Annotated in this window: 23 protein-coding genes, 1 tRNA gene, 3 pseudogenes and 2 riboswitches; of the genes and pseudogenes, 23 read left to right on the forward strand and 4 right to left on the reverse strand. The window is 34.1% G+C overall.

Going from position 1 to position 24306, the window contains the following annotated elements; all coding sequences use genetic code 11:
- Positions 1-229: 229 nt before the first annotated feature.
- The 10 genes and pseudogenes from rpsF (at position 230) to BP18_RS10920 (ending at position 8760) form a co-directional block, all read left to right on the forward strand.
- The gene (gene rpsF / locus BP18_RS10880; RefSeq protein WP_007724024.1) at positions 230-529 is read left to right on the forward strand and encodes a 30S ribosomal protein S6; all 300 of its coding nucleotides are present in this window, start codon (positions 230-232) and stop codon (positions 527-529) included.
- Between the two features lie 48 nt (positions 530-577).
- Positions 578-1033 (forward strand): annotated as a pseudogene (ssb, locus tag BP18_RS10885) (single-stranded DNA-binding protein); the annotation flags it as partial.
- Positions 1013-1096 (forward strand): annotated as a pseudogene (locus BP18_RS13030) (single-stranded DNA-binding protein); the annotation flags it as partial. The pseudogenes ssb and BP18_RS13030, both read left to right, overlap by 21 nt.
- Positions 1097-1126: 30 nt before the next feature.
- The gene (rpsR, locus tag BP18_RS10890; RefSeq protein ID WP_007724031.1) at positions 1127-1366 is read left to right on the forward strand and encodes a 30S ribosomal protein S18; all 240 of its coding nucleotides are present in this window, start codon (positions 1127-1129) and stop codon (positions 1364-1366) included.
- Positions 1367-1884: 518 nt separating this feature from the next.
- Positions 1885-3885, forward strand: a complete 2001-nt coding sequence (locus BP18_RS10895; protein ID WP_007724034.1) for a DHH family phosphoesterase — start codon at positions 1885-1887, stop codon at positions 3883-3885.
- A 4-nt stretch (positions 3886-3889) separates the two neighbouring features.
- A complete protein-coding gene (rplI, locus tag BP18_RS10900; protein ID WP_007724036.1) occupies positions 3890-4345 on the forward strand; it encodes a 50S ribosomal protein L9 in 456 nt (151 codons plus the stop codon).
- Between the two features lie 202 nt (positions 4346-4547).
- Positions 4548-5933 (forward strand): replicative DNA helicase, encoded by a 1386-nt coding sequence (gene dnaB, locus BP18_RS10905; protein ID WP_007724038.1) that lies wholly within the window; start codon positions 4548-4550, stop codon positions 5931-5933.
- Positions 5934-6121: 188 nt separating this feature from the next.
- Complete coding sequence (locus BP18_RS10910; protein WP_007724040.1) at positions 6122-7414, forward strand: adenylosuccinate synthase; 1293 nt, start codon at positions 6122-6124, stop codon at positions 7412-7414.
- Between the two features lie 142 nt (positions 7415-7556).
- Positions 7557-7629: transfer RNA gene (locus tag BP18_RS10915), tRNA-Lys, on the forward strand.
- A gap of 318 nt (positions 7630-7947) precedes the next feature.
- A complete protein-coding gene (locus BP18_RS10920) occupies positions 7948-8760 on the forward strand; it encodes a ZIP family metal transporter (protein ID WP_331279873.1) in 813 nt (270 codons plus the stop codon).
- Positions 8761-8827: 67 nt separating this feature from the next.
- Here the strand turns inward: BP18_RS10920 and BP18_RS10925 are convergent, their stop codons facing one another.
- Entirely contained in the window at positions 8828-9043 is a 216-nt protein-coding gene (locus BP18_RS10925) for a DUF378 domain-containing protein (protein ID WP_029278036.1), read from the reverse strand.
- A 220-nt stretch (positions 9044-9263) separates the two neighbouring features.
- Between BP18_RS10925 and BP18_RS10930 the strand changes: the two genes are divergently transcribed.
- The 4 genes and pseudogenes from BP18_RS10930 to thiE all read left to right on the forward strand — a co-directional run bounded on the left by BP18_RS10930 (position 9264) and on the right by thiE (position 13480).
- A complete protein-coding gene (locus BP18_RS10930; RefSeq protein ID WP_029278038.1) occupies positions 9264-10724 on the forward strand; it encodes an alpha-amylase in 1461 nt (486 codons plus the stop codon).
- 149 nt (positions 10725-10873) lie between these two features.
- Positions 10874-10972: riboswitch (TPP riboswitch) on the forward strand.
- 57 nt (positions 10973-11029) lie between these two features.
- Positions 11030-11126, forward strand: a riboswitch (TPP riboswitch).
- A 175-nt stretch (positions 11127-11301) separates the two neighbouring features.
- A complete protein-coding gene (gene thiM / locus BP18_RS10935) occupies positions 11302-12045 on the forward strand; it encodes a hydroxyethylthiazole kinase (RefSeq protein WP_029278040.1) in 744 nt (247 codons plus the stop codon).
- Positions 12042-12861, forward strand: a pseudogene (thiD, locus tag BP18_RS13035) (bifunctional hydroxymethylpyrimidine kinase/phosphomethylpyrimidine kinase). Before thiM ends, thiD begins: the two are co-directional and overlap by 4 nt.
- The gene (gene thiE / locus BP18_RS10945; RefSeq protein WP_029278042.1) at positions 12851-13480 is read left to right on the forward strand and encodes a thiamine phosphate synthase; all 630 of its coding nucleotides are present in this window, start codon (positions 12851-12853) and stop codon (positions 13478-13480) included. The pseudogene thiD and the gene thiE overlap by 11 nt, the downstream one beginning before the upstream one ends.
- Positions 13481-13587: 107 nt before the next feature.
- Here thiE and BP18_RS12970 read toward each other — a convergent pair whose 3' ends face one another.
- Together BP18_RS12970 and BP18_RS10955 are read right to left on the reverse strand one after the other, a co-directional pair.
- Entirely contained in the window at positions 13588-13971 is a 384-nt protein-coding gene (locus tag BP18_RS12970) for a YtxH domain-containing protein (protein WP_029278044.1), read from the reverse strand.
- A 27-nt stretch (positions 13972-13998) separates the two neighbouring features.
- The gene (locus tag BP18_RS10955) at positions 13999-14454 is read right to left on the reverse strand and encodes a hypothetical protein (protein ID WP_029278046.1); all 456 of its coding nucleotides are present in this window, start codon (positions 14452-14454) and stop codon (positions 13999-14001) included.
- A 336-nt stretch (positions 14455-14790) separates the two neighbouring features.
- Here BP18_RS10955 and BP18_RS10960 point away from each other — a divergent pair, with 336 nt between their 5' ends.
- The 7 genes from BP18_RS10960 (at position 14791) to BP18_RS10990 (ending at position 22721) form a co-directional block, all read left to right on the forward strand.
- Complete coding sequence (locus tag BP18_RS10960) at positions 14791-15309, forward strand: PTS sugar transporter subunit IIA (protein ID WP_007724054.1); 519 nt, start codon at positions 14791-14793, stop codon at positions 15307-15309.
- Between the two features lie 189 nt (positions 15310-15498).
- Positions 15499-16206, forward strand: a complete 708-nt coding sequence (yycF, locus tag BP18_RS10965) for a response regulator YycF (RefSeq protein ID WP_007724055.1) — start codon at positions 15499-15501, stop codon at positions 16204-16206.
- Between the two features lie 6 nt (positions 16207-16212).
- Entirely contained in the window at positions 16213-18057 is a 1845-nt protein-coding gene (gene walK / locus BP18_RS10970; RefSeq protein ID WP_007724056.1) for a cell wall metabolism sensor histidine kinase WalK, read from the forward strand.
- The gene (locus BP18_RS10975) at positions 18054-19355 is read left to right on the forward strand and encodes a YycH family regulatory protein (protein WP_007724057.1); all 1302 of its coding nucleotides are present in this window, start codon (positions 18054-18056) and stop codon (positions 19353-19355) included. The genes walK and BP18_RS10975 overlap by 4 nt, the downstream gene beginning before the upstream one ends.
- Before the next feature lies 1 nt (position 19356).
- Positions 19357-20214: a two-component system regulatory protein YycI gene (locus tag BP18_RS10980; RefSeq protein WP_007724058.1), complete on the forward strand. Its 858-nt coding sequence runs from the start codon at positions 19357-19359 to the stop codon at positions 20212-20214.
- Positions 20215-20399: 185 nt separating this feature from the next.
- Positions 20400-21209, forward strand: coding sequence for an MBL fold metallo-hydrolase (locus BP18_RS10985; protein ID WP_407921366.1), 810 nt, complete (start codon positions 20400-20402; stop codon positions 21207-21209).
- A 276-nt stretch (positions 21210-21485) separates the two neighbouring features.
- Positions 21486-22721, forward strand: coding sequence for a trypsin-like peptidase domain-containing protein (locus BP18_RS10990; protein WP_029277826.1), 1236 nt, complete (start codon positions 21486-21488; stop codon positions 22719-22721).
- Positions 22722-22778: 57 nt separating this feature from the next.
- Here BP18_RS10990 and BP18_RS10995 read toward each other — a convergent pair whose 3' ends face one another.
- Positions 22779-23288 (reverse strand): ClbS/DfsB family four-helix bundle protein, encoded by a 510-nt coding sequence (locus BP18_RS10995; RefSeq protein ID WP_007724064.1) that lies wholly within the window; start codon positions 23286-23288, stop codon positions 22779-22781.
- A gap of 279 nt (positions 23289-23567) precedes the next feature.
- Here BP18_RS10995 and BP18_RS11000 point away from each other — a divergent pair, with 279 nt between their 5' ends.
- Both BP18_RS11000 and rlmH read left to right on the forward strand, forming a co-directional pair.
- Positions 23568-23750 (forward strand): CxxH/CxxC protein, encoded by a 183-nt coding sequence (locus BP18_RS11000; RefSeq protein WP_007724067.1) that lies wholly within the window; start codon positions 23568-23570, stop codon positions 23748-23750.
- A 67-nt stretch (positions 23751-23817) separates the two neighbouring features.
- On the forward strand, positions 23818-24297 hold the full coding sequence (gene rlmH / locus BP18_RS11005; protein ID WP_007724069.1) for a 23S rRNA (pseudouridine(1915)-N(3))-methyltransferase RlmH: 480 nt from the start codon (positions 23818-23820) through the stop codon (positions 24295-24297).
- Positions 24298-24306: the final 9 nt, after the last annotated feature.

Genomic DNA, 24306 nt, shown 5'->3' on the forward strand with positions numbered 1-24306 from the left:
AATTATATAAGGGTAAAAATCCAGAAATTTTGAACAAATAACAGCAGACAGATATCTAACACTAAAAACGATAAAGCTAAAAAAACGTATTTAAAATGCTACTCAGGTATTGATGTTCAAAATAAAATATGATATACTAAACGGACGTGAGTAATCTAATGAGTTATCAATAGAATACTCTCCTTGCTCTGTAAAAAGAGCCAAAGTCCATAAGGAGGTGACAGTCAAGATGAGTAAAGCAGCAAAATACGAAATTTTATACATTATCCGTCCAAACATCGAAGAAGCTGAAAAAACAGCTTTAGTTGAACGCTTTGACACTATTTTAAAAGATAATGGTGCTGAAATCACTGAATCTAAAGACTGGTCGAAACGTCGTTTTGCTTACGAAATCAAAGATTTCCACGAAGGAATCTACCATATCGTAAAACTTACTGCTAATGATGCAGTTGCAATTAACGAATTCGATCGTTTATCAAAGATCAGCCCTGATATTCTGCGTCATATGACAATTAGAGAAGAAGACTAAGCAAAAAATGTTTCACATGAAACATTTTTATCGGAAGGAGTGGGCAATGTGATTAACAATGTTGTTTTAGTTGGAAGATTAACAAAAGATGCTGATTTAAGATACACTTCAAATGGTACAGCGGTAGCAACTTTTTCATTGGCTGTAAACAGACAGTTTACGAACCAAAAAGGTGAAAGAGATGCTGATTTTATTAACTGTGTTATTTGGAGAAAAAGTGCTGAATCATTTGCGAATTTCACCAGAAAAGGTGCATTAGTAGGTGTGGAAGGCCGTATCCAAACGCGTTCTTATGATAATCAACAAGGGCAACGTGTATATGTTACAGAAGTAGTTGTTGAAACGTTCTCATTATTAGAATCAAAATCTAAAAATGATCAACGTAAAGACCAAGGTGATTCTCAAGCAGGATCTTATGGTTCTCAACAAAAACCTTATAACAATAATGCACAAAGTAACTCACAAGAAGCTCCCCGTAACCAACAATATCAAAACTTTGGAAACTCTGATCCTTTTGAAAAGAGCGGACAACCGATTGATATTTCAGATGACGATTTACCATTCTAGAATGAATGGGAAATAAAGGAGGAAAATAAAATGGCTCAACAACGTAGAGGCGGAAAGAAACGCCGGAAAGTTGACTTCTTTGCAGCAAACCACATTGAACATGTGGACTATAAAGATGTTGATCTTTTAAAACGTTTTATCTCTGAAAGAGGTAGAATTTTACCGCGCCGTGTTACTGGAACATACGCGAAAAACCAACGTAAATTAACTAAAGCAATTAAACGTGCTCGTATTATGGGATTATTACCTTTCGTAACTGACGAACAATAAAAAAAATAAAGGAGTTGAGGCAAATGTCTCAACTCTTTTTGTTTTATTTATTAAGTACTTCATGCATTTTGGATAGACTATTTTTTAGTGCCAATCAACTCTGAAAGAAGAGGTCTTCTTAAAATAGTATGGAATAGATGAATTTGCTTGTAAGAGCCCTAGTGCCATCGTAAGCCTCAAACACAGCTTAATCGCTAAAGCGTTAAAGCTGTGTTATTCGTATTGCTGGTAACTTCAGTAATCCTTAAAATTACTTTAGGTATTTATGTCAAAGTTTGTTATGCTTATAAGTTCCTAAGGGGCAAATTTGTTCATGGTACAATAAATTTCTGTTCAATCATTCCTCTAGCTATTGAGTAAACTGAAAAAATGGGTAACTCAAAAGAATTAAATCAAGAAAGTTTCACGTGAAACATTGCTGATTTTGTTTCATGTGAAACAAGTTGTCTACTTAGAGAACAAGTGGTAAAATAGAGAGTGAACTTGAATTAGGAAAGAGATGGAAAAAGGAGTTTATTATGAATAAAAAACTGTCTCAAGAAAAGCTTCCAGAATTCTTAAATGATAAAAAAATACAGACTATTATTGCAATTATAATCGCATTGCAGTTAAGTACGATTATTCTGGGATTCTTCGCCAACATTGGAATTGGTTTAGCATTATTGGTTATATTTATAGTTGTACTAGTTTTATTGTATAATTTGCTAAAAAAATTAACTGCTGAAAATAAAAAATATATTTCTGATTTAGCTTTTAGAATTAAACGGGGAGAACAAGAAGCGCTTATTAAAATGCCAATTGGAATTCTTTTGTTTAATGATAATTTACAACTGCAGTGGATTAATCCATATCTTCAATCTCATTTGGGTTATCAAGAAGTTTTAGGCAAACAATTAGAAGACGTTGATAGTGAATTAGCCACACTTATTGAAGAAAGTCGTGATTCTGGCTTGAAAACAGCTAAATGGGGCGATAAGTTTTTTCAAATTATTGTTCAAAAAGACATAAAAGTGGTATATCTTATGGATATTACTGAATACGCTATCATTCAATCGAAATATGAAGATGAAAAAATTGTTATTGGTAATATCTTTGTTGATAATCACGATGAAATTACTCAAGGGATGACGGATCGAAATATATCTAACTTAGATAATTTTATTACAACTCAATTATCTAATTGGGCGAAATTGCACCATGTATATTTGAAACGAATTACTGAAGATCGTTTTATTGTTATGATGCACTACAACTCTTTGACAAAGATGGAAGAAGAGAAATTCAGCATTATTGATCAAATAAGAGAAAGAACATCAAAACAAAATTTCCCATTAACATTAAGTATAGGTATTGCTTATGGATCTGATGATTTAAGTGAGCTGTCTAAATTAGCTCAAAGTAATTTGGATCTAGCTTTAGGCAGAGGTGGAGACCAAGTTGTTGTTAAAGGTTATGAAACTGAACCCCGTTATTATGGTGGAAAAACAAATCCAATGGAAAAAAGAACGCGTGTTCGTTCTCGGATGATCAGTCAAGCACTCCAAGAACTGATGAAACATTCTGATCAAATTTTTATTATGGGACATAAATATCCTGATTTAGATGCAATAGGTTCATCGTTAGGCATTAGAAGAATCGCTGAAATGAATAATAAAGAAGCTTGGGTCGTTGTAAATCCAGAAGAATTTAGTAAAGATATATCTAAGTTAATGAAAGAAGTGGAAGAAGACAGTCAAATTAGTCGCTATATCATTACACCGTCAGTTGCGGAACAAATGATTACCGCCAATAGTTTAGTCGTTTTAGTCGATTTCCATCGTCCTTCTATGGGGATAGCACCGGAACTGATTTCACGAACGAATAAAGTAGTTGTGATTGATCATCACCGCCGTGGAGAAGCTTTTCCAAAGGATCCTGCTTTAGTTTATATTGAACCCTATGCCTCATCTTCAGCTGAACTAATTACTGAGTTGTTTGAATACCAATCAAAAGAAGCGAATCCGATTAATAAAATTGAAGCCACGGCTTTATTAGGTGGAATTATTGTAGATACAAATAGTTTCTCCTTGAGAACCGGTTCTCGTACCTTTGATGCAGCGAGTTATTTAAGGTCTTGTGGTGCTGATGCTATCATGATTCAACGATTGTTGAAAGAAGATAAGGAAACCTACCTTCTTCGTAGTCATTTGATTGAAACAATTGAATTTATTACTGAAAATATAGCCGTTGCAATTGGTGAAGAAGACAGTATTTATGATACAGTAGTAGCAGCGCAAACGGCTGATACGATGTTATCAATGTCTAATGTTGATGCAGCTTTTGTTATAACTAAGCGTTCTGATAACCGAATTGGCATTAGTGCTCGTAGTTTGGGCGAAATCAATGTTCAAGTTATTATGGAGCAACTTGGTGGTGGTGGACATTTATCTAATGCTGCTACGCAATTAGAAGACACAACCATAAAAGAAGCAAAAGAGCGATTACGCGATGCTATTGTAATGAAAAAAGAGGAGGAATAAAATTATGAAAGTCATATTTTTAGCAGATGTAAAAGGTAAAGGAAAAAAAGGCGATGTAAAAAACGTTGCTGATGGATACGCACATAACTTTTTATTGAAAAATAATTTAGCTAAAGAAGCTACGTCAGCAAGTATTAGTGAATTAAATGGAAAAATAAAAGCTGACGAAAAGAAAGAAGAAGAAATCCTACAAGAAGCTAAAAAAGTCAAAGAATTTCTCGAAAAAGAAGAGAATGCAATTGTAATTAAAACTAAAGCTGCTGAGGATGGGCGTTTATTTGGATCTGTTACGACTAAACAGATAGCTGCCACAGCTGAAAAACAATTAAATGTAAAACTTGATAAACGTAAAATTGATCTAGCTTTTCCGATTCGCACTGTAACATCAATGAAGATGGATGTAAAAATTCATCCTGAAGTGGTGGCAACTATAACAGTGAATGTTTTACCAGAAAATTAACATAGTAAGAAAAGTAAAAGCGTTTGGCTCATTAGCAGTATAAGAGCCAAACGCTTTTTAATTTGGAATAGATAGAAGAAAGGAACGAATGTTCTTTTTAGCAGATTGTATTACTTATCTTTTTAAGGTAAAATAATAGAATTGAATCTTACTAGTTAAGGAAAAATAATCAGAGTATTGATAGTGAAAGGAAGAGAATTTATTGGCACAAGAAGCTTTTCAAGACCGTTTACCGCCACAAAGTATTGAAGCTGAACAAGCTGTGTTAGGTTCCATATTTTTAGATCCTGAAACTGTTGTCGGTGCTTTAGAATTTATTGAGTCAAAAGATTTTTATCGTCGTGGTCATCAGGTGATTTTTCAATCAATGTTAGAACTGAATAATCATAATGAAGCAATTGATATCGTTACAGTAACCAATGCATTAGAATCTAAAAATCAGTTAGAAGATGTGGGCGGAATGGCTTACTTAGCTGAGCTAGCTGTTTCTGTTCCCACTGCTGCTAATATGGAGTATTACGCAAAAATAGTAGAGCAAAAAGCTATTTTAAGAAACTTAATCCATACAGCTACGGATATCGTTACTAAAGGATATGAAGAAGGAGACGAGCTTGCAACGATTTTAGACGAGGCTGAGCGTAGTATTCTAGAAGTATCTGAAAGACGCAACAGGAGCGGTTTTTTAGCTATTTCAGATGTGTTAAACAGTTCTATTGCACAAATCGATCAACTTTATCAAAATAATGAAGAAATTACTGGTTTGCCAACTGGTTATCAAGCATTAGATAAAATGACTGCTGGTCTTCAAAAAGAAGAATTAATCATTCTAGCTGCTCGTCCGGCTGTAGGGAAAACCGCATTTGCTTTGAATATTGCTCAAAATATTGGAACAAAAACCGATGAGACAGTTGCTATTTTTAGTTTAGAAATGGGAGCTGAATCACTAGTCAATCGGATGCTTTGTGCAGAAGGAAGTATCGATGCTGGACATTTAAGAACGGGAACATTATCAGAAGAAGAATGGCAAAGCTTGATTGTAGCAATGGGTAGTTTATCAAAGGCCAATATTTATATTGATGATACTCCAGGGATCAGGATAGCTGAAATTCGTGCTAAATGTCGCCGATTAAAACAAGAGAAAGGTAATCTGGGTTTAGTATTAATTGATTACCTACAGTTGATTGAAGGTACTGGGCGTGAAAGTAGACAACAAGAAGTCTCTGAGATTTCTCGTCAGTTAAAAAAGCTTGCTAAAGAACTAAAAGTTCCAGTAATAGCATTATCTCAATTATCGCGTGGTGTGGAGCAGAGACAAGACAAACGTCCTGTGTTAAGTGACATTCGTGAATCTGGTTCGATTGAACAAGATGCTGATATAGTAGCCTTTTTGTATCGTGATGATTATTATGATCGTGAAGGTGGAGAAGATGACGAAGACCATGAATCTGCAGGCGAAGATAATGTAATAGAAGTTATTATCGAAAAAAATAGAAGTGGTGCAAGGGGTACTGTAAAACTTTTATTTATAAAAGAATACAATAAATTTTCTTCGTTAAGTTATTACCCAGATGAAATGGCTCAACGTTAAAAAAAGGACTAATGCGATAATTGTTCGCATTTTGTCTTTTTTTTTTGGTTAAATAAAAATAATGTTCGTTTTTTTCTAATATTTTAGTTAAAAAAGTAATGAATATTCGTTTATTTGTTGAAACAAGCAACAATTACTGATAGAATTAATAAGTATTTGGGTAAAAAAAAAATTAATGAGGTGTTCATATGTCTTCAGTAGTAGTAGTTGGTACACAATGGGGCGATGAAGGAAAAGGTAAGATCACAGATTTTTTAAGTGAGAATGCAGAAGTCATTGCACGTTATCAAGGTGGCGATAATGCCGGACATACGATTCAATTTGATGGTGAAACGTATAAATTACATTTAATCCCATCAGGTATTTTCTATAAAGATAAAATCAGTATCATTGGAAATGGTGTTGTTGTGAATCCTAAGGCTCTTGTTAAAGAGTTGGCTTATTTACACGAAAAAGGAATAACAACCGATAATTTGCGTATTTCTGATCGTGCTCATGTTATTTTGCCATACCATATTCAATTAGATCAATTACAAGAAGACTCTAAAGGCGATCAAAAGATTGGAACAACAATCAAAGGAATCGGACCAGCCTATATGGATAAAGCGGCTCGTGTCGGTATCCGAATTGCTGATTTATTAGATAAAGAAATCTTTGAAGAACGCTTGCGTATTAATTTAGAAGAAAAAAATCGTAGTTTTGTAAAAATGTATGATTCTAGTGCCATTGAATTTGATGATGTCTTTGAAGAGTATTATCAATATGGACAAGAACTTAAACAATACGTTTGTGATACTTCAGTAGTCTTAAATGATGCTTTAGATGATGGCAAACGTGTATTATTTGAAGGGGCTCAAGGAGTTATGTTGGATATCGATCAAGGGACATATCCATTCGTTACTTCTTCTAATCCAGTAGCTGGCGGAGTAACAATCGGTAGTGGTGTTGGTCCTTCAAAAATCGACAAAGTAGTGGGCGTATGTAAAGCCTATACTTCACGTGTGGGTGATGGTCCATTCCCAACTGAATTATTTGATGAAGTAGGACAACGTATTCGCGATATTGGTCGTGAATATGGTACAACTACTGGACGTCCGCGACGTATCGGCTGGTTTGATACTGTAGTGATGCGTCATTCAAAACGAGTATCTGGAATCACTAACCTTTCTTTAAACTCAATTGACGTTTTAAGTGGGTTAGAAACGGTTAAAATCTGTACTTCTTATGAACGTAATGGAGAAGAAATTCTTCATTATCCAGCAAGTTTAAAAGAATTGGCTGAATGTACACCAATTTATGAAGAAATGCCAGGCTGGAGTGAAGATATTACAGGATGCCGTACGTTGGCAGACCTTCCTGAAAATGCAAGAAATTATGTCCACCGCATCTCTGAATTAGTTGGTGTTCGTATTTCAACATTCTCAGTAGGACCTGACCGTGAACAAACAAACATTTTAGAAAGTGTTTGGGCACAAATTTAATAAGTAAGTGACTAGCTAAGCAAAAGTTTTCTTTTGCTTAGCTAATTTTTTTACTCGATAAGGATACAAAAAGGTCTAATTTTATTTATTTTTTTACATAAAGGTATAAAAATGTGTTAAACTGTATTTTGTAAGAAATAAAGGGTTGTTAGCTCAGTTGGTAGAGCAGCTGACTCTTAATCAGCGGGTCGAGGGTTCAAACCCCCCACAGCCCATTGGGTGCCAAACCCACGAGACGGATAAATGTTGGTGCGAAAGCATTTCGAAAACGTTTATTGCGTCTCTTTTTTTGTGCTAAAAATATTTTTGAAATCAATTCATCAAAAAATAAATAGTATTATTATGGTCAGCTCATTAGTGAATGGCTTAAGTGTAAGTAATGGAAACGATTGTCATTATTTTCAGAGAATAAAAAAAAGAGGTTATTTACTAAGTACATCGTTATTCAACTGTTTGTTAAAAAAAGGAAAGAGCATTATACTGAATAAGAAGGATAAAATAGTTCGTTATTATTATAAGGAGTGACGTAATTGATTGAGTTTATAAGTTCATTAAGTCCGTTAGTACAAACGCTAATTGCTACTTTATTTACTTGGGGAATGACAGCTTTAGGAGCTTCTTTAGTTTTCACCACTAAGAGTGTCAACCAAAAACTAATGGATGGTATGCTAGGTTTTGCTGGGGGAGTAATGATTGCTGCAAGTTTTTGGTCGCTTTTATCACCAGCACTTTCAATGGCTGAAAGCGGTCCGTTACCAGCCTGGATGCCTGCTGCTATAGGTTTCATGTTAGGTGGGATATTTTTATGGAGTGCAGATAACGTTTTGCCCCATTTAAATCCTAATATGCCTCCAGCAGAAGCTGAAGGTGTGAACCCTCAAAAAAGAAAACGGAGTACGTTATTAGTTGTAGCAATTACGATGCATAATATACCTGAAGGTTTAGCAGTGGGAGTTGCTTTTGGATCCGTTGCAACGGGTAACCCAGAAGCTTCTATTGCAGGAGCGATTGCTTTAGCAATTGGTATGGGAATTCAAAATTTTCCAGAAGGAACTGCCGTTTCTATGCCTCTGAGACGTGATGGTATGTCTAGAGCGAAAAGTTTTTATTATGGACAACTATCAGGAGCTGTTGAACCAATTGCAGCCATAGTTGGGGTATTGGCTGTTACGGTAATGGAACCTTTGCTTCCATATGCTTTAAGTTTTGCTGCGGGAGCTATGATTTTTGTAGTTGCCGAAGAAGTTATACCTGGCTCCCAAGAAAATGGGAACAAAGACTTAGCATCTATGTGGTTAATGATCGGTTTTACGATCATGATGATCTTAGATGTAGCTCTTGGATAGAAGAGAATCAAGTAGATATGCAAAAAGGGACTCAACAGTGAACTGTTGAGTCCCTTTTTAAGGTGAATCAGTGTCTATCTCTGCGATTTGAATTTAATAAAGGGAAAAATTTCAAGGAATATAATGCACATAAACCAACGATGATATAAACAATTTTCGATAATAGAGAGGTTTGTCCACCAAAAAGTGTAGCAACAAGATCAAATTCAAAGAGTCCTACCAATAGCCAATTTAAGCCGCCTACAATTAGTAAAGCTAACGCAATACTATCCAGTGCTTTCATCTAAATAACCTCCTTTATTTGATAGGATAACTATACTTATTTCAGAACTAGTTGTCGATTAATGTATCTTATAAAATACTGTATCCTTTTTATTATTCATTTCGAGCAAAAGGTGGTAAAATTATTTAAATTACATTGAATTTTCAGATTAAAAACAACGATAAAATAGTTTGTACAAAAAGAAAAAAGCGAATCAGATAGGCTAGAAAGGAAGAAGAATATGCTTAAAAATGGGGTAATGATGCAGTATTTCGAATGGTACACAGAAGCTGATGGAAATCATTGGAAACGGTTAAAAGAAGATGCGAAACATTTAAGTGAAATCGGTGTAACAAGTGTATGGATTCCACCCTGTTTTAAAGGTACCGGGAAAAATGATAATGGATACGGTATTTATGATTTGTATGATCTAGGAGAGTTCAATCAAAAAGGCACTGTGCGTACTAAATATGGGACAAAAGAGGAATTAATTGCAGCTATTGATGAGCTGCATAAATATGATATTCAAGTTTATGCAGATGTTGTTTTGAATCATAAAGCAGGCGCAGATGGTACTGAACGATTTAAAGCTATTGAAGTAGATCCAGATGATCGCAATCAAACCGTCAGTGAAGTCTATGAAATTGAAGGTTGGACAGAGTTTACGTTTCCTGGTAGAAAAGGGAAGTATTCTGATTTCCAATGGCATTGGTATCATTTTTCTGGAACAGATTACAACCAAGAAAATGAAAAAAAAGCTATTTATCGCATTGAAGGTCAAAATAAAGGCTGGGCAGCTGATGGAACAGTAGATGATGAATATGGCAATTACGACTACTTAATGTATGCTGATATCGATTATAGTCATCCTGAAGTCATTGAAGAAACAAAAAAATGGGCCAACTGGTTTGTCGAAGAAACAGGAGTAGATGGATTTAGGTTAGATGCCGTTAAACACATAAACGAAAATTTCATTTACGAGTTGCGTGAAAGTATTGAAGCTAATTTTGGGAAACAGTTCTTTATCGTTGGAGAATATTGGGATCAAAACTATACGAACTTGAATAGTTATTTAGACAGTCAAGACTACAAATTGGATTTATTTGATGTTGGTTTACATCATCAATTGGAACAAGCTTCAAAAAAAGGTCAAGAATTTGATTTAACCCATTTATTTGACCAAACATTATTAAAAAACAATCCCATGCAAGCTGTGACGTTTGTAGATAATCATGATTCACAGCCAAACCAATCGCTCGAGTCATTTGTTGAACCTTGGTTTAAAGCGATAGCTTACGGAATCATCTTATTAAGACAAGAAGGCTATCCTGTTCTATTTTATGGTGATTATTATGGCATTCAAGGTGATCATCCAATCGAGCCTCAACGTGAAGTAATCGATAAATTAATGTACCTTAAAAAGAATTTTGCTTATGGAGATCAAACCGATTATCTTGATCATGGAAATTGTATTGGCTGGACTCGTTCAGGAAATGAAGAGTGTCCAAAAGGATGTGCCATAGTCATTTCAAATAGTGAAGCAGGATATAAAGATATGTTTGTAGGAAAAGAAAAAAAGGGTTTTGTTTATGAAGATTATCTAGGCAATTGTACAGAAACTGTCACTATTGATGAAGCAGGAAATGGTCATTTTCTTGTTGAAGCTGGGTCTATATCTGTATGGGTGAATAAAGAAGAATAATTAAATTAAAAGAAAAAGGTCGAATGGTTGCTAACTAATGAATAGACTGAAAAAGTCTATTCATTAGTTACTTTTTTTGTACTCTTAATGTCTAATAACTTAAGAGAATTGATTAAATAGGTTGTATATAGTAAGCTTATAAGTAATTAAATGTTTTGCAGGGGGACACAAGTGTGTTGAGAAGGTTAAAACCTGACCCTTTGAACCTGTTAGTTAACACTGACGTAGGGAGCACTATGTACATATGTATTAAATGATACGTACTGAGCTCTCCATTTTTATGGGGAGCTTTTCTTTTGTAAAACTTTTAATTGCGGGGGGACACTTGTGTTGAGAAGGTTAAAACCTGACCCTTTGAACCTGTTAGTTAATACTGACGTAGGGAGCGATTAGTGGTTTTCTTATACACTTTTTTTAGCCTCTACACTTTTTGTAGAGGTTTTTTTTGCTTACGTCCAATATAAAGGAGGTCTGAGAGTCGTATTTTTTGAAAAGAAAGGATAGATAGAACGCTAATAAGATTAAGAAGTCAGTTATTCAGATGGTAGACAAAAAATGTGAGAAAGAGGAATGAAAAATGTTATCACAAATAAAAAAGACGGCTCCTTTAGTGCACTGTATGACAAACTACGCGGTCGCTAATTTTACGGCGAATGGTTTACTTGCAGTCGGTGCTTCACCTATTATGGCTGATGAAGTGAACGAGGTAACGGAAATAGTGTCGATTTCCCAAGCTTTGCTGATTAATATTGGCACTGTAAATGATCGTACGGCAGAATCTATGATGTTAGCTGGGGAAAAAGCCAATGAATTATCCATTCCTATAGTGTTGGATCCTGTAGGTGTTGGTTCTACAAGTTATCGGAGACAATTGGTTCAGCTACTTTTAAAGAATATTCAGTTTAACTTAATTCGATGTAATGCAGGAGAATTAGCAGCAATTGCAGGTGAGGTTTGGCAATCAAAAGGTGTAGACAGCGGCACGGGTGAAATAGATATTGCTTTAGTAGCCAAACGAATATCTTTGCAGTATAGATGCTTTGTTATTGTAACAGGTGAATCAGATTTTATAACAAATGGATATGAGGAACTGCACATTTCAGGAGGTAAAGAGCTAGCAACACATATTACAGGTACAGGATGTTTATTAAGTGCTATTTGTGCAGCGTCTCTTGCTAGTGGAGGTACAAATCAACTGCAGAATTTAGTAACAACGCTAAAAGACTATAAACAAGCTGCTGAACAAAACACAAAAAATGTAGGGGATTTTGCCTTGCAATTTATGAACAGATTACAAGAGTTAGCGGAGGTGGAGAAATGATTGCATTAACAATTGCCGGATCAGATTCAGGTGGTGGTGCTGGAATTCAAGCAGATGTAAAAACATTTCAAGAACTTGGTGTATTTGGGACAACAGCTATTACAGCATTAACTGACCAAAATACACTAGGAGTCCACGGTATTTTTGAAGTACCGTCAAGTTTTGTACAAAAACAAGTACAAACTGTGCTGGATGATTTTTCTATAAAGGCCATTAAAACCGGCATGTTATTTTCAACTGAGATTATTGAAGTTGTAGCTAAAATCATCACAGGATCAACAAAACATTCCGTTGATTGTTGATCCTGTGATGATCGCAAAGGGCGGAACAAGTCTTTTACAGGATGCAGCAGTAACAACGTTAATAGAAAAACTTTTTCCTTATACAACAATCTGCACACCAAATATTCCTGAAGTAGAACTGTTAACAGGCAGACACATTAAAGATGTGAAAGATATTGAAGAAGCTGCACAAGAAATACTTGAAATGGGAGTTAAATGTGTCGTTATCAAAGGAGGACATTTAGATGGTGAATACGCAATAGACCGAGTGTATTCCCGTATAGATTCTTTTTCACTAACGACCCCTCGTATCCAAACAAAAGATACACATGGAACAGGCTGTACATTTTCAGCAGCGCTTACAGCGAATATAGCAAAAGGACTATCGATAAAGGAATCCATAATTGAGTCTAAAAAATTTATTCATTTAGCCATTTCTACTCCTCTTTATATTGGACATGGACATGGGCCAACAAATCACTTTGCTTATAATGGTCAGCAAGGAATTTGTGAGGTAGAGATCAGTGGACTATAATCTATTGCGTGTCTATTTTATAATGGGAACAATAAATTGTACAAAAGATCCTTTGAAAACACTTGAAGAAGCATTAGAAGCAGGTATTACATGTTTCCAATTACGTGAAAAAGGTGAAGGAGCATTAACCGGTATCGCTTATGAAGAATTTGCTCGTGCTTGCCAAAAAATGTGTCAAGCATACCAAGTGCCTTTTATCGTCAACGATGATGTTGAATTAGCTCTCAAACTAGATGCTGATGGTATCCATATTGGACAAGAAGATCTAGCTCTTTCTAGATTTCGTAAACAAGCGAAAGGAAAAATAGTAGGCGTTTCGGTACACAATTCTAGAGAAATGGAACAGGCGATACTTAGTGGAGCAGATTATGTGGGAATTGGACCAATCTATAAAACGCAATCTAAAAAAGATGCGAAACCTCCTGCTGGATTGCATTTTTTAAGTGCTACGCGAAAACAGTTTGAGAACTTTCCTATTGTTGGTATAGGAGGAATCACAGAAGAAAATACTAGTGACATTCTTTCTTCAGGAGCAAACGGTGTATCTGTTATTTCAGTTATCTGTCGCAGTAAAGATATTGGGCAAACGGTTAAGAATCTCCTCCTAGCGAAAAAATAAATTAATTGTTAAAGGATTTTTTAACAATTCTCTATTAGTTGAAAAGCCATAAAAAGAAAAACACTCCTGCTAATGATGTACTCATTAGCGGGAGTGTTTTTTTAGCTCTATAATTGTCCACGTCTATCTTCAACAGATAAGTCAGGAGCATTAGATAAGTCTTCAACTACAGATGTTGGTGGAACTTCCACAGCACCAGTAAATTCTGAATGATCAAGTGGTTCAGAGTGTAAATTTAAGTCTGTTTCAATATCTTCAATGGTAGCAGCTAATTCAGGATCAGTATAACTGATTTCTTCTTCAACTTCTTTGTAACTTTGTTTTACTTCTTCAGCAAAACTATTCACCTGATCCATTGCTTGATCTTTTAAATCGTTTGCTTGTGCTTTGATATCTTGACGCAATTCTTTTCCAGATTTAGGAGCAAGTAATAAAGCAGTAACTGCAGCAGCAGCACCTACAAATAAAGTTCTAGTAAAACTATTAGCCATAATAAAATTCCTCTTTTCTAAGTTAGTTTAGTTAAATGAAAAACGTTTTTTTGTTCTTTTTTTTCTGTTTTGATACATTTTTAGAGCAGTTTTTCCTACTTTTGATATTTGAGGAGGAGTCACCGTTGTTTTTTTGTTTGATCTTTTGAAAAAATTTGAAACAACGTTAGTGCTAGTTTGTTTTAAGTCGTTGACAGAGTCTCCAAATGTAGTAGTTGTTTGAGTAAAGTCAGAAATGTAAGTTTGTTTTACCGCTATATCCTTATTTATACCATCTACTTGAGCAGTTATATTATCTATCTTACTCGTTATAGCGTTTGCTTCTTTTGTAAAGTGAGTTATATGATCTTGAACGGTAGTTTGTGTTGAATTGATTTCTTTCACTACGGTTCCTATTTTCTTGCCAATGAGTATTCCGACGATAACTAAAGCAACCAAGGCTAAAACGACAATACCAAGTGCTACTATAAATTCGATTGACATTTAGCTTTTACACTCCTTTCATTAGAATAAATTTTGAAGAAAAATAATTGGTTATAAAATCAGATGAGTCTCACTTATTTTGTCTATAAGTAATTCATACACCTTTATTTTCTATAGAATACCATTAATAAAAGGAATATCCAAACAAAATGAAATCGCATTAATGCCAAAAATACACTAATAAATAAAAAAAGAAATCAACATAATCAACTAAACTTCTAGTTTTTTATAAAAGATGGTCAAAAGGAATAGAATCCGGTACAATTAGAGATAAAATAAAGAGTAGGTGACTCTTAATGTACAAGAATAAGAGTTTAACATTGGAGGATTATTGGAATGAATTTATCTTCAAAACCAGAAATACAAAATGAAGTGCCTGAGAAGAAAAAAGCTCTGTTGGTAGCTGTTACAGATGGTAGTATAATACCTATAGAAGAAGTGCCAGATCTGGTTTTTTCTGAAAAAATGATTGGAGAAGGTTTTGCTATGATTCCGACTTCAGATGTAGTCTACGCACCAATTGGTGGAAAGTTATTTCAAGTAGCAGATGCCTCTCATGCATTTGAAATTCGCACAGATGATGGGTTAGAAGTTTTAATTCATGTTGGGCTAGATACGGTAACTTTAAACGGAGCAGGCTTTAAAACGGATTTAAAAAAAGGCATGGTGGTAAAACAAGGAGACCCTCTAGTAAGCTTTGATAAAGATTATCTTATTAGTCGTGGTTGCCGGCTCTTTATTCCTGTCATTGTGATAAATGGAGAAAACGAAAATTATCACTACGTTTTGAAACCTAATAATGAAGTTAAAGCTCAAGCTGGAAAAACAATTGCTTTAACCATTGAAGGGTACTAAGAAAAACAACTCTAATTTCTTGATTAATAGACTATATAAAGCGCTTGATTTTGTTTTTTGCACTCTTATCTTATGTTCGGTATAATGAAATATAGAACTGTTTGTTAAACTATCGTAATTAGACTAAAAAGTAAACTCATTAAAAAATAAGTTAAGTTAAAAAGAAAGAAACTCTAAGGAGGTTTCATTTTGAAAAAAATATTGGTAGTTGATGATGAGAAGCCAATTTCAGATATTGTGAAATTTAATTTAACAAAAGAAGGTTATGAAGTATTCACAGCATATGATGGAGAAGAAGCGTTAGAAAAAGTAGAAGAAGTTTTACCGGATCTTATCATTTTAGATTTGATGTTGCCAAAAAAAGACGGACTAGAAGTTTGTCGTGAAGTACGTAAAAATCATGATATGCCTATTATTATGGTTACAGCAAAAGATTCAGAAATTGATAAAGTTCTTGGATTAGAGCTTGGTGCTGACGATTATGTGACAAAACCTTTTTCAAATAGAGAGCTGGCAGCACGTGTGAAGGCGAATTTAAGAAGACATGATAATGCCAAAACACAAGTTGTTGAAGAAGTTGAAACGAATGATATTGAAGTAGGAGCTTTAACGGTACATCCAGATGCTTATATTGTTTCTAAAAGAGGTGCAACAATTGAATTAACGCATCGTGAATTTGAATTGCTGCATTATTTGGCAAAACATTTAGGTCAAGTGATGACTAGAGAACACTTACTGCAAACCGTTTGGGGCTATGATTACTTTGGTGATGTAAGAACGGTAGATGTAACGGTTAGAAGATTAAGAGAAAAAATTGAAGATAACCCGAGTCACCCAACATGGCTTGTAACAAGACGTGGAGTGGGCTACTATTTAAGAAATCCTGAACAGGAGTAATGTTTCATGAAGAAAAAAACTACTTTTTTTCAATCTATTGACTTTAAAATCATTTTCGTCTTTATTGTTCTGCTGTTAGTAGCATTAGAATTGATTGGAACTTATTTTGTGAGGCAATTAGAAACACAATTAGTCACTAACTTTCAAGAAGAAAAAAGATTACAAGTAGGATTTTTAGACAATACGATTCAGCCTATGCTGTTAGATGATGAAATAGCAGAAGATAGTCAAGAAATTGCAAGATTAATCGAAGATTTTTCTGGAAATGGTATTTTAGAAGTTCAAATTATTGATGCTCAACATTATGTTTTAGGGACTAGTGACAGTACGCAACAAAATAGTGTGGGCAGTAAGACTAGTGATAAAGATGTCCATCAAGCCTTATTATTGGGAAATACTGTTACAAGTCAATATAAAGACCAAGCGACCAACGACCGAATCTGGAAGTTGGTTTCTCCTATTGTGGCAAGTAATGGTTCCAATGAAATACTTGGAGTAATCGCGTTAACAACAAATATCGAGAGTGTATATGAACAAATAAGTGAAATAACGCTTATTTTTCTTAACTCTTCTTTAGTTGCAGTTGCAGTAACCGTTATTTTAGCATTGTTTATTTCCCGGGCAATAACTAAACCCATCACTGAAATGACGCAACAAACGATTCAAATGGCTGACGGAGATTATTCTGGACAAGTAAAAGTTTATAGCAAAGATGAATTGGGTATTTTGTCTACTGCAATCAATGATTTATCGACAAAAGTTGAAGAGGCTCAAGAAACAACAGAATCTGAACGAAGACGTCTAAATAGTGTATTAACTCATATGACTGATGGCGTAATTGCCACTGACCGTAGAGGGATAATTATTATCATTAATGACAAAGCAATGGAAATGTTAAATATTTCCCAGGAAATGGCCTTAGGAGTTTCCATTTTAAAAGTATTGAAAATTGATAAGGAATATACCTTACGCAAATTATTGGAAAATGAAGATGATATGCTATTCGACTTCTCAACTGAAGAGATGTTGGTTACATTACGAGGCGAATTTACCCTAATTCAAAGAGAAACTGGCTTTATCAGTGGAATCGTATGTGTATTGCATGATGTAACGAAACAAGAGAAAATAGAAAATGAACGAAAAGAATTTGTTTCAAATGTATCGCATGAACTAAGAACACCTTTAACAAGTATGAGAAGTTATTTAGAAGCTTTATTAGATGGGGCTTGGAAAGATCCGGAAATTGCTCCTCAATTCTTAGAAGTCACACAAGAAGAAACAGATCGCATGATTCGTATGATTAAAGATCTGCTTGAGCTCTCACGTATGGATTCTAATAAAAGTGTATTGGATTTAGAATACCTTAATGTAAATGAATTATTTGACCATGTCATTAAACGCTTTGAAATGATGTTACAATCTTCTGATAAGACAATGAAAGAATTTTCTATTAAACGAGAATTTACTAAGAGTCAATTGTGGGTAGAAGTAGATGCAGATAAAATGATTCAAGTTTTAGATAATATTATGAATAACGCTATTAAATATTCTCCAGACGGGGGAACGATTACGTGTGGTCTTGTTGAAACAAACACTAGTGTCATTTTTAGTATTAGTGATGAAGGTTTGGGTATTCCAAAACGAGATCTAGCTAATGTATTTGATCGTTTCTTTAGAGTTGATAAAGCTCGGGCTCGCTCTATGGGAGGGACCGGATTAGGGTTAGCTATATCTAAGGAAGTCGTTCAAAAACATAAAGGTAAAATATGGGCGGAAAGTACGGAAGGAAAAGGAACAACGTTCTATATTTCATTGCCTTATCTTCCGTATGAGGAGGATGATTGGGAATGAGAAAAGATATAGTTTTAAATGTTTTTTTAGTATCTCTTATTGTGTTAAGTCTCTTTTTAACCTTTATTATTTGGACTAAACCTAGTCAGTTTAGTGAAGAGACAAATACCAGCCAAGGAACAACTTCTTCCATTTCCATTGAGCGAAAGCTCTCTCAAGTATTTGGTCCTACTCAAATTGCCCTTCATAGAAATGACGAAATAAATGTATTCGTACAGACAGATGTTGTGGAATCGTTAACGAAAGAGATGACTAACTGGCAAGTAGATACTTTAGATGAGCCTGTTGAACTAACAAATGAAGAATATGAAAAAAAAATAAGCCAAGTTAATGCAGTAGAATTAGTTTTTATAGAAAATATATCTTTTGGTATATTTTCAGATAGGTTTAATAATCTTGCAGGTGAATACCAAGATCGCTCATTTAACCGGATGTATTTTTTGGAAAATGATTTAAGCCAAATTTATTTTTATAACACTCATTCTAAATTATTTTACAGTGAGGCAATAGAAGGAATAAATCAAGACAAATTGGATAAACTATTCAATTCCGAAGGCATTAAATCTTATTTAGCAACACCTGCTCTGGATGAAGGAAAGCAAATATATACGTCCAAAGAAGAAATTGAATTGCCGTATTTAAGCTATTTGGTTGAGAGACAAACCAATCAATTATTTATTGAACGTTTATTTGATGATACTTCTGAAGTAAGAGAAAATAGCGATAATGGCGACAATATTGTTAGTTATAACGATTATGTTAGCGAATTACAAATTAATGAAAATACAGATATTCTAACTTATTATAGAAATCGGAGTGCTGAAAATAAGTTGTCTATTACAGACACTCTCAGATCAAGTTACAATGAATTGATTCAATATGAAAATTGGGCATCTGCTGTTCATTATTTTAATTATAATGACTCAACAAAAGAAGTCACTTATCGTCGTTATATTCAAGGGTTTCCCGTTTTCAGTGAGATATCTGATTATGGAACAACCTATATTACAGTCGTTGAAGATGGGCTATCACGGTTGCAAGTTCCTTTAGTCATTGCTCAAACGCCTATTTCTGATGTCGAAGAACTAAAAACACTTCAAAGTGGAGTAAGTGTCATAGATGCTTTGGTAGAACATGGCTATGATAGTTCGGAAATTGATGATCTGAAAATTGGCTATACTTGGACAAATAGTACAGAATCAGACCGTGTTATCAATTTGGAACCTAATTGGTATGTCAATATTAACGGCACTTGGGAAATTGCTCAACGCCTGCTTCTAGATGAAGGGGGTCAATAATATGGATTTTAAACGAATTCAAATTATTTTTATTATTACCTTTCTCTTTTTAAATGCGTTCTTAATTTTTACGTATATAGATAAAAATAAAAATTATTATTCTAGTAGTTCAAATCAAGTAATCGATTTTATTGAAGAAATGGAAAATGAAAATATTAAGTTGCCAAAATTTTCAAAAATCGAAAATAAAGTTCCTTATGTTCAAGCTGAAACGAATAATTTGTTAGCAGAAAATATCAATCAATTAAAAAATCGTTCTGGAACAGCTGAAGAAGATGGGTCACTTTATAGCAGTTTACTTTCTAAGCCGCTTACTTTATCAGAAGGAACAGGTTTAACAGAAGATGATATTGAACAAATCGATGACTTTGTATTAAGTGATCAAGTTTTATTTGGTAAAGAATACCGTTACTTTAGTTACAGTTCAAGTGATCAAAAAATAAAGTATACTCAAATCGCGAATAACATCCCGATAGCAGATGGAACATCTGAAATCATATTTCATTTGAATAATAAAAAACAAATCATTTCTTATGATCAAATGTTTGCGGGTCCTGTCACTGTTCAAGGGGAAAGTCGAACCTTAATTACAGATAAAAATGCGGTGGAAATTTTATACCAAAATGACGAGATACCTGCAAATGCTACGGTCAGAAAACCAGTATTAACTTATTCTAAAACACTTTCGTTACAAAAATTAAGTATGTATGCACCTATATGGTATATTGAAATTATCAATAGCGGGAATACAGAGTATAAACGAGTAGATGCTCTCAATGGAAGTATTATTCGATCTAATATGAATGAAGCAACTACAGTTGAAGAATCTGCTGCAGAAGAAAATATGAATGCCAATTAAGACGGTCATGCAGCTCACTGAACAAATTAATTAGTCAGTTAATAGTTAGACTCAAAGGTAAAGGTGTAAGTAACGAAATGACGTTAAACCTTTTTCTTTGGGTCTTTTTTTTGCGTCATGAAAACTTGAATTTAAATAAGTTTGATGTAAAATGATAAAGGTAATAGAGGAGGATTTTTTAGATGATATCCAATGAAAATAATGGCTTAAAGGTCAGCATTCTTGCCAGTGGAAGTTCTGGAAATGTGACTTATATAGAATCCAAAGAAAAAAAATTATTAGTAGATAGTGGATTAAGTGGAAAAAGAGTAACTGAACTATTAAAAAAAATAGACCGAAATGTAGCAGACTTGGATGGTATTTTGGTAACGCATGAACACCGAGATCATGTCCATGGAGTGGGTGTGTTAGCTAGAAAATATAATTTAGATGTCTATGCAAATGAACAAACTTGGGCAGCTATGTCACCTATTATTGGTACCATTAAAACAGAACAAAAATACTTATTTGAAATGGGTAAAACGATGACTATTGGGGATATAGATATTGAAAGCTTCGGTGTTTCACATGATGCTATCGCTCCTCAATTTTATAGTTTTCATAAAGACAATAAGAAGTTTGTCATGTTGACTGATACTGGCTATGTTAGTGACCGTATGAGAGGTATTGTTTCGAATGCAGATGCTTATCTATTTGAAAGTAATCATGACCTTGAAATGCTGAGAATGGGCAATTACCCATGGCACTTAAAGCAACGTATCTTAGGAGACAAAGGGCATCTTTCAAATGAAGATGGTGCATTAGCATTATCTGAAATTATAGGAGACGCTACTAAAAGAGTGTATTTAGGTCATTTAAGTAAAGACAATAATCTGAAAGAATTGGCTCATATGACGGCTGTAAGTATTTTAAAAGAAGAAGAGACTGGTGTAGAGGATAAATTTATTGTTTTTGATACTGATCCAGTGGAACCGACTTCTTTATTCGTGGTTTAAATAAAAAATTGGCTTTTTGTGATCTTACCTTCACGAGAGGTCAATTCTTTTTTTTCGAGTGTTTAACAGTGTCCTTTAAAGCAGATTTAATGTTAAACTTATAGAAGAATTATATGAAATATCCCAAATTTTTCATATAAAATTCAAATGTAAAAAATATAATAGAACTATAAAAAAATACTAGGGGTGATTGCAATGAGTGATGAAAATCATAACGATCAAACAAATTTGCCGTTACATGATAAAGAAGATGTTAAATCAAATGACCAAAACCAAGTGAAATCCACAAATACAGAACCCCCTTCAAAAAAGAGCAAAAAGACTAATTCTTGGAAAAATGGACTGGTTGGAGGTTTGATAGGTGGTTTAGTAGTGGCCGCATTAGGCGGTGGATACTTGTTGGCTACGGACGATAATGATTTAAACACCGACGGTACAGTAAATGAACAAGGAGAAGTAACTACAACTAATGTCAGTGTAAATGTTACTTCCGATGTAACAGAAGCTGTAACTAAAGTAGAAGATGCAGTCGTTTCAGTTGTAAATATGCAAGCAAAACAAACTTCTGGTGGGCTTGGTGGTGCATTTGAAACTCAGGAAAGTATGCAAGAAAAAGACAGCTTAGAGACAGCTGGTGAAGGTAGTGGAGTTATTTATAAAAAAGATAATGACACGGCTTATGTTGTAACAAATAATCATGTTATAGATGGTTCAGATGCGATTGAAGTTATCTTAAAAGATGGTACAAAAGTTGAAGCAAAATTAATTGGGACAGATATTTGGACGGATTTAGCCGTGTTATCAATTCCGGCTGAAAAAGTAACAACGGTGGCTAATTTTGGTGATTCTGAAACCTTAAAAGTCGGTGAACCAGCAATTGCAATAGGTTCTCCTTTAGGTACAAACTTCGCTTCATCAGTGACTCAAGGAATTATATCTGCTAAAAACCGTAGTGTTGAAACGGATATTACAGGTGATGGAGTTGTCGATTGGGAAGTAACAGCTCTTCAAACCGATGCGGCAATCAACCCAGGTAATTCAGGAGGGGCATTAATTAATATAGCAGGCCAAGTTATTGGAATCAATTCAATGAAGATTTCTAGTGATACGGTTGAAGGAATGGGATTCGCTATTCCAAGTAATGATGTAGTAAGTATTATCAATCAATTAGAAGCGAATGGAGAAGTTGTTCGCCCGATATTAGGTATTAGTTTATTAGATCTAACTGAAATATCAGAACAACAACAAGACTCTGTACTGAATTTACCTGAAAAAGTTTCTTCTGGCGTTGTAGTTGCTGAAGTTCAACCAGGTTCAGCAGCTGAAATTGGCGGTCTAGAACAATACGACGTTATTGTAAAATTCAACGGTGTAGAAGTTACAGATTCCATTTCCTTACGTAAAGAAATTTATGCTTCAGAACTGGGTAAAGAGATTGAAATTGAATATTATCATGATGGTAAATTGCAAAAAACAACAGTTACAATGACTGCTGCTGAAAAAAGTTTATAAATAGAATGAAAAATTTAAAATGAAAAAAGAGTCTAAGCGAAAACCTTAGACTCTTTTTTAATTATTTAATTTTTTCCATTTACGAATTTTGGTTCTAAAATTCGTAAATGGTGCAACTGTATTTATGTGAACCCATTTCCAAATAGGCCACTTGGCTTTTGTAGTAGCCCAATTTCGTTGTTCTGATTCAAATAGTTCAGTATCAGATAGACTTTCCACCCAATGACAAAGCTCTTCAACCAACTGAGTTAACAATTCTTTTTGTTTTGCCAAAGAATAGTTCCCATATTCTTGATAAAAAGATTGATTCAATCCACCTAAATTATTCCATTTATATTTTTCAGTAGGCGTTTGAACAATTTTTCCTTGTTGTTCATCTTTTTCCCATTGAAGTAAAAGAGTCACCCAACCAATCTGATAAGATAAGTTTTCAGAAGGAGTTTGCTCTACTTCTATGATTCGTTTATTTTTAAACTCTTCAGAAATAGAATCAAATTCAGTGATATATTTTTGGTAATGTTCTTTAATGGCGTTGATTAATTCAGTTTTATTTTGATATTCTCTCATAAAAACCGCCCCTAATAGTTTAGTAATAAGAAAAGAAGATTCGATATAAAAATAATAAGGTGTAGAATGTAAAAAGTCTAGTTCTTCGTAAAAACAATGGAAACGAATTCTTTTAATTTGAATAAATGATAAAAAGCCCAATTTTTAATTGGTTTTTTTATTTTTTGTGGACAAGTAAGTTTAAAAAGTTTTGAACAATGTGGATAAGTGCTGTAAAATAAACTACATAGGTATGTGGAGGCAAAAAAAGTTATCCACAAAACTAGGAAGGTGTTGTGGATGGATAAAATTTTAGCGTGTAAAGAACATATAGAAGAAGCATTAGATGACGCGGTTTACGGCGGTTTTGAAATGCCAGTACTAGACCAATTATTGCCTGTTGATAACTTGAAACAAAAATGTGGTTATTGCGAGGAAGATGCAATATATGTAGTGTCGAACAAGCATTCTACCACTAGATAATGATATGAAGTTGTGGACATGTGGATAACTTTTGTGGATAACCTGTGATTATAGGAGGATAACTTTTTTGAACATTAAAATAATAACTGTGGGTAAACTAAAAGAGAAATATTTGAAAATGGGTATTGCAGAATATGCTAAGAGATTATCAGCGTATTGTAAAATGGAATTAATTGAAGTTCCGGATGAAAAAGCACCTGAGAAATTAAGTGAAGCTGAGATGATTCAAGTCAAAGAAAAAGAAGGCGAACGCATTTTAGCAAAAATCCCAGATCAAGCTCATGTTTTTGCATTGGCAATTGAAGGCAAACAACGAACTTCAGAAGCATTTGCTAAAGAAATTGAGCAATTAGGTGTTCAAGGAAAAAGTACGCTCGTTTTTGTCATTGGTGGATCATTAGGTTTAAGTGATGCTGTAATGAAAAGAAGCAATACACCTATTTCTTTTGGGAAAATGACGCTTCCTCATCAATTAATGCGATTAGTTTTAATCGAGCAAATTTATCGAGGATTTAAAATTGTCCGGAATGAACCATATCATAAATGAGGTCATTAA

Source organism: Carnobacterium jeotgali MS3, assembly GCF_000745125.1.
GTDB classification, from domain to species: domain Bacteria; phylum Bacillota; class Bacilli; order Lactobacillales; family Carnobacteriaceae; genus Carnobacterium_B; species Carnobacterium_B jeotgali.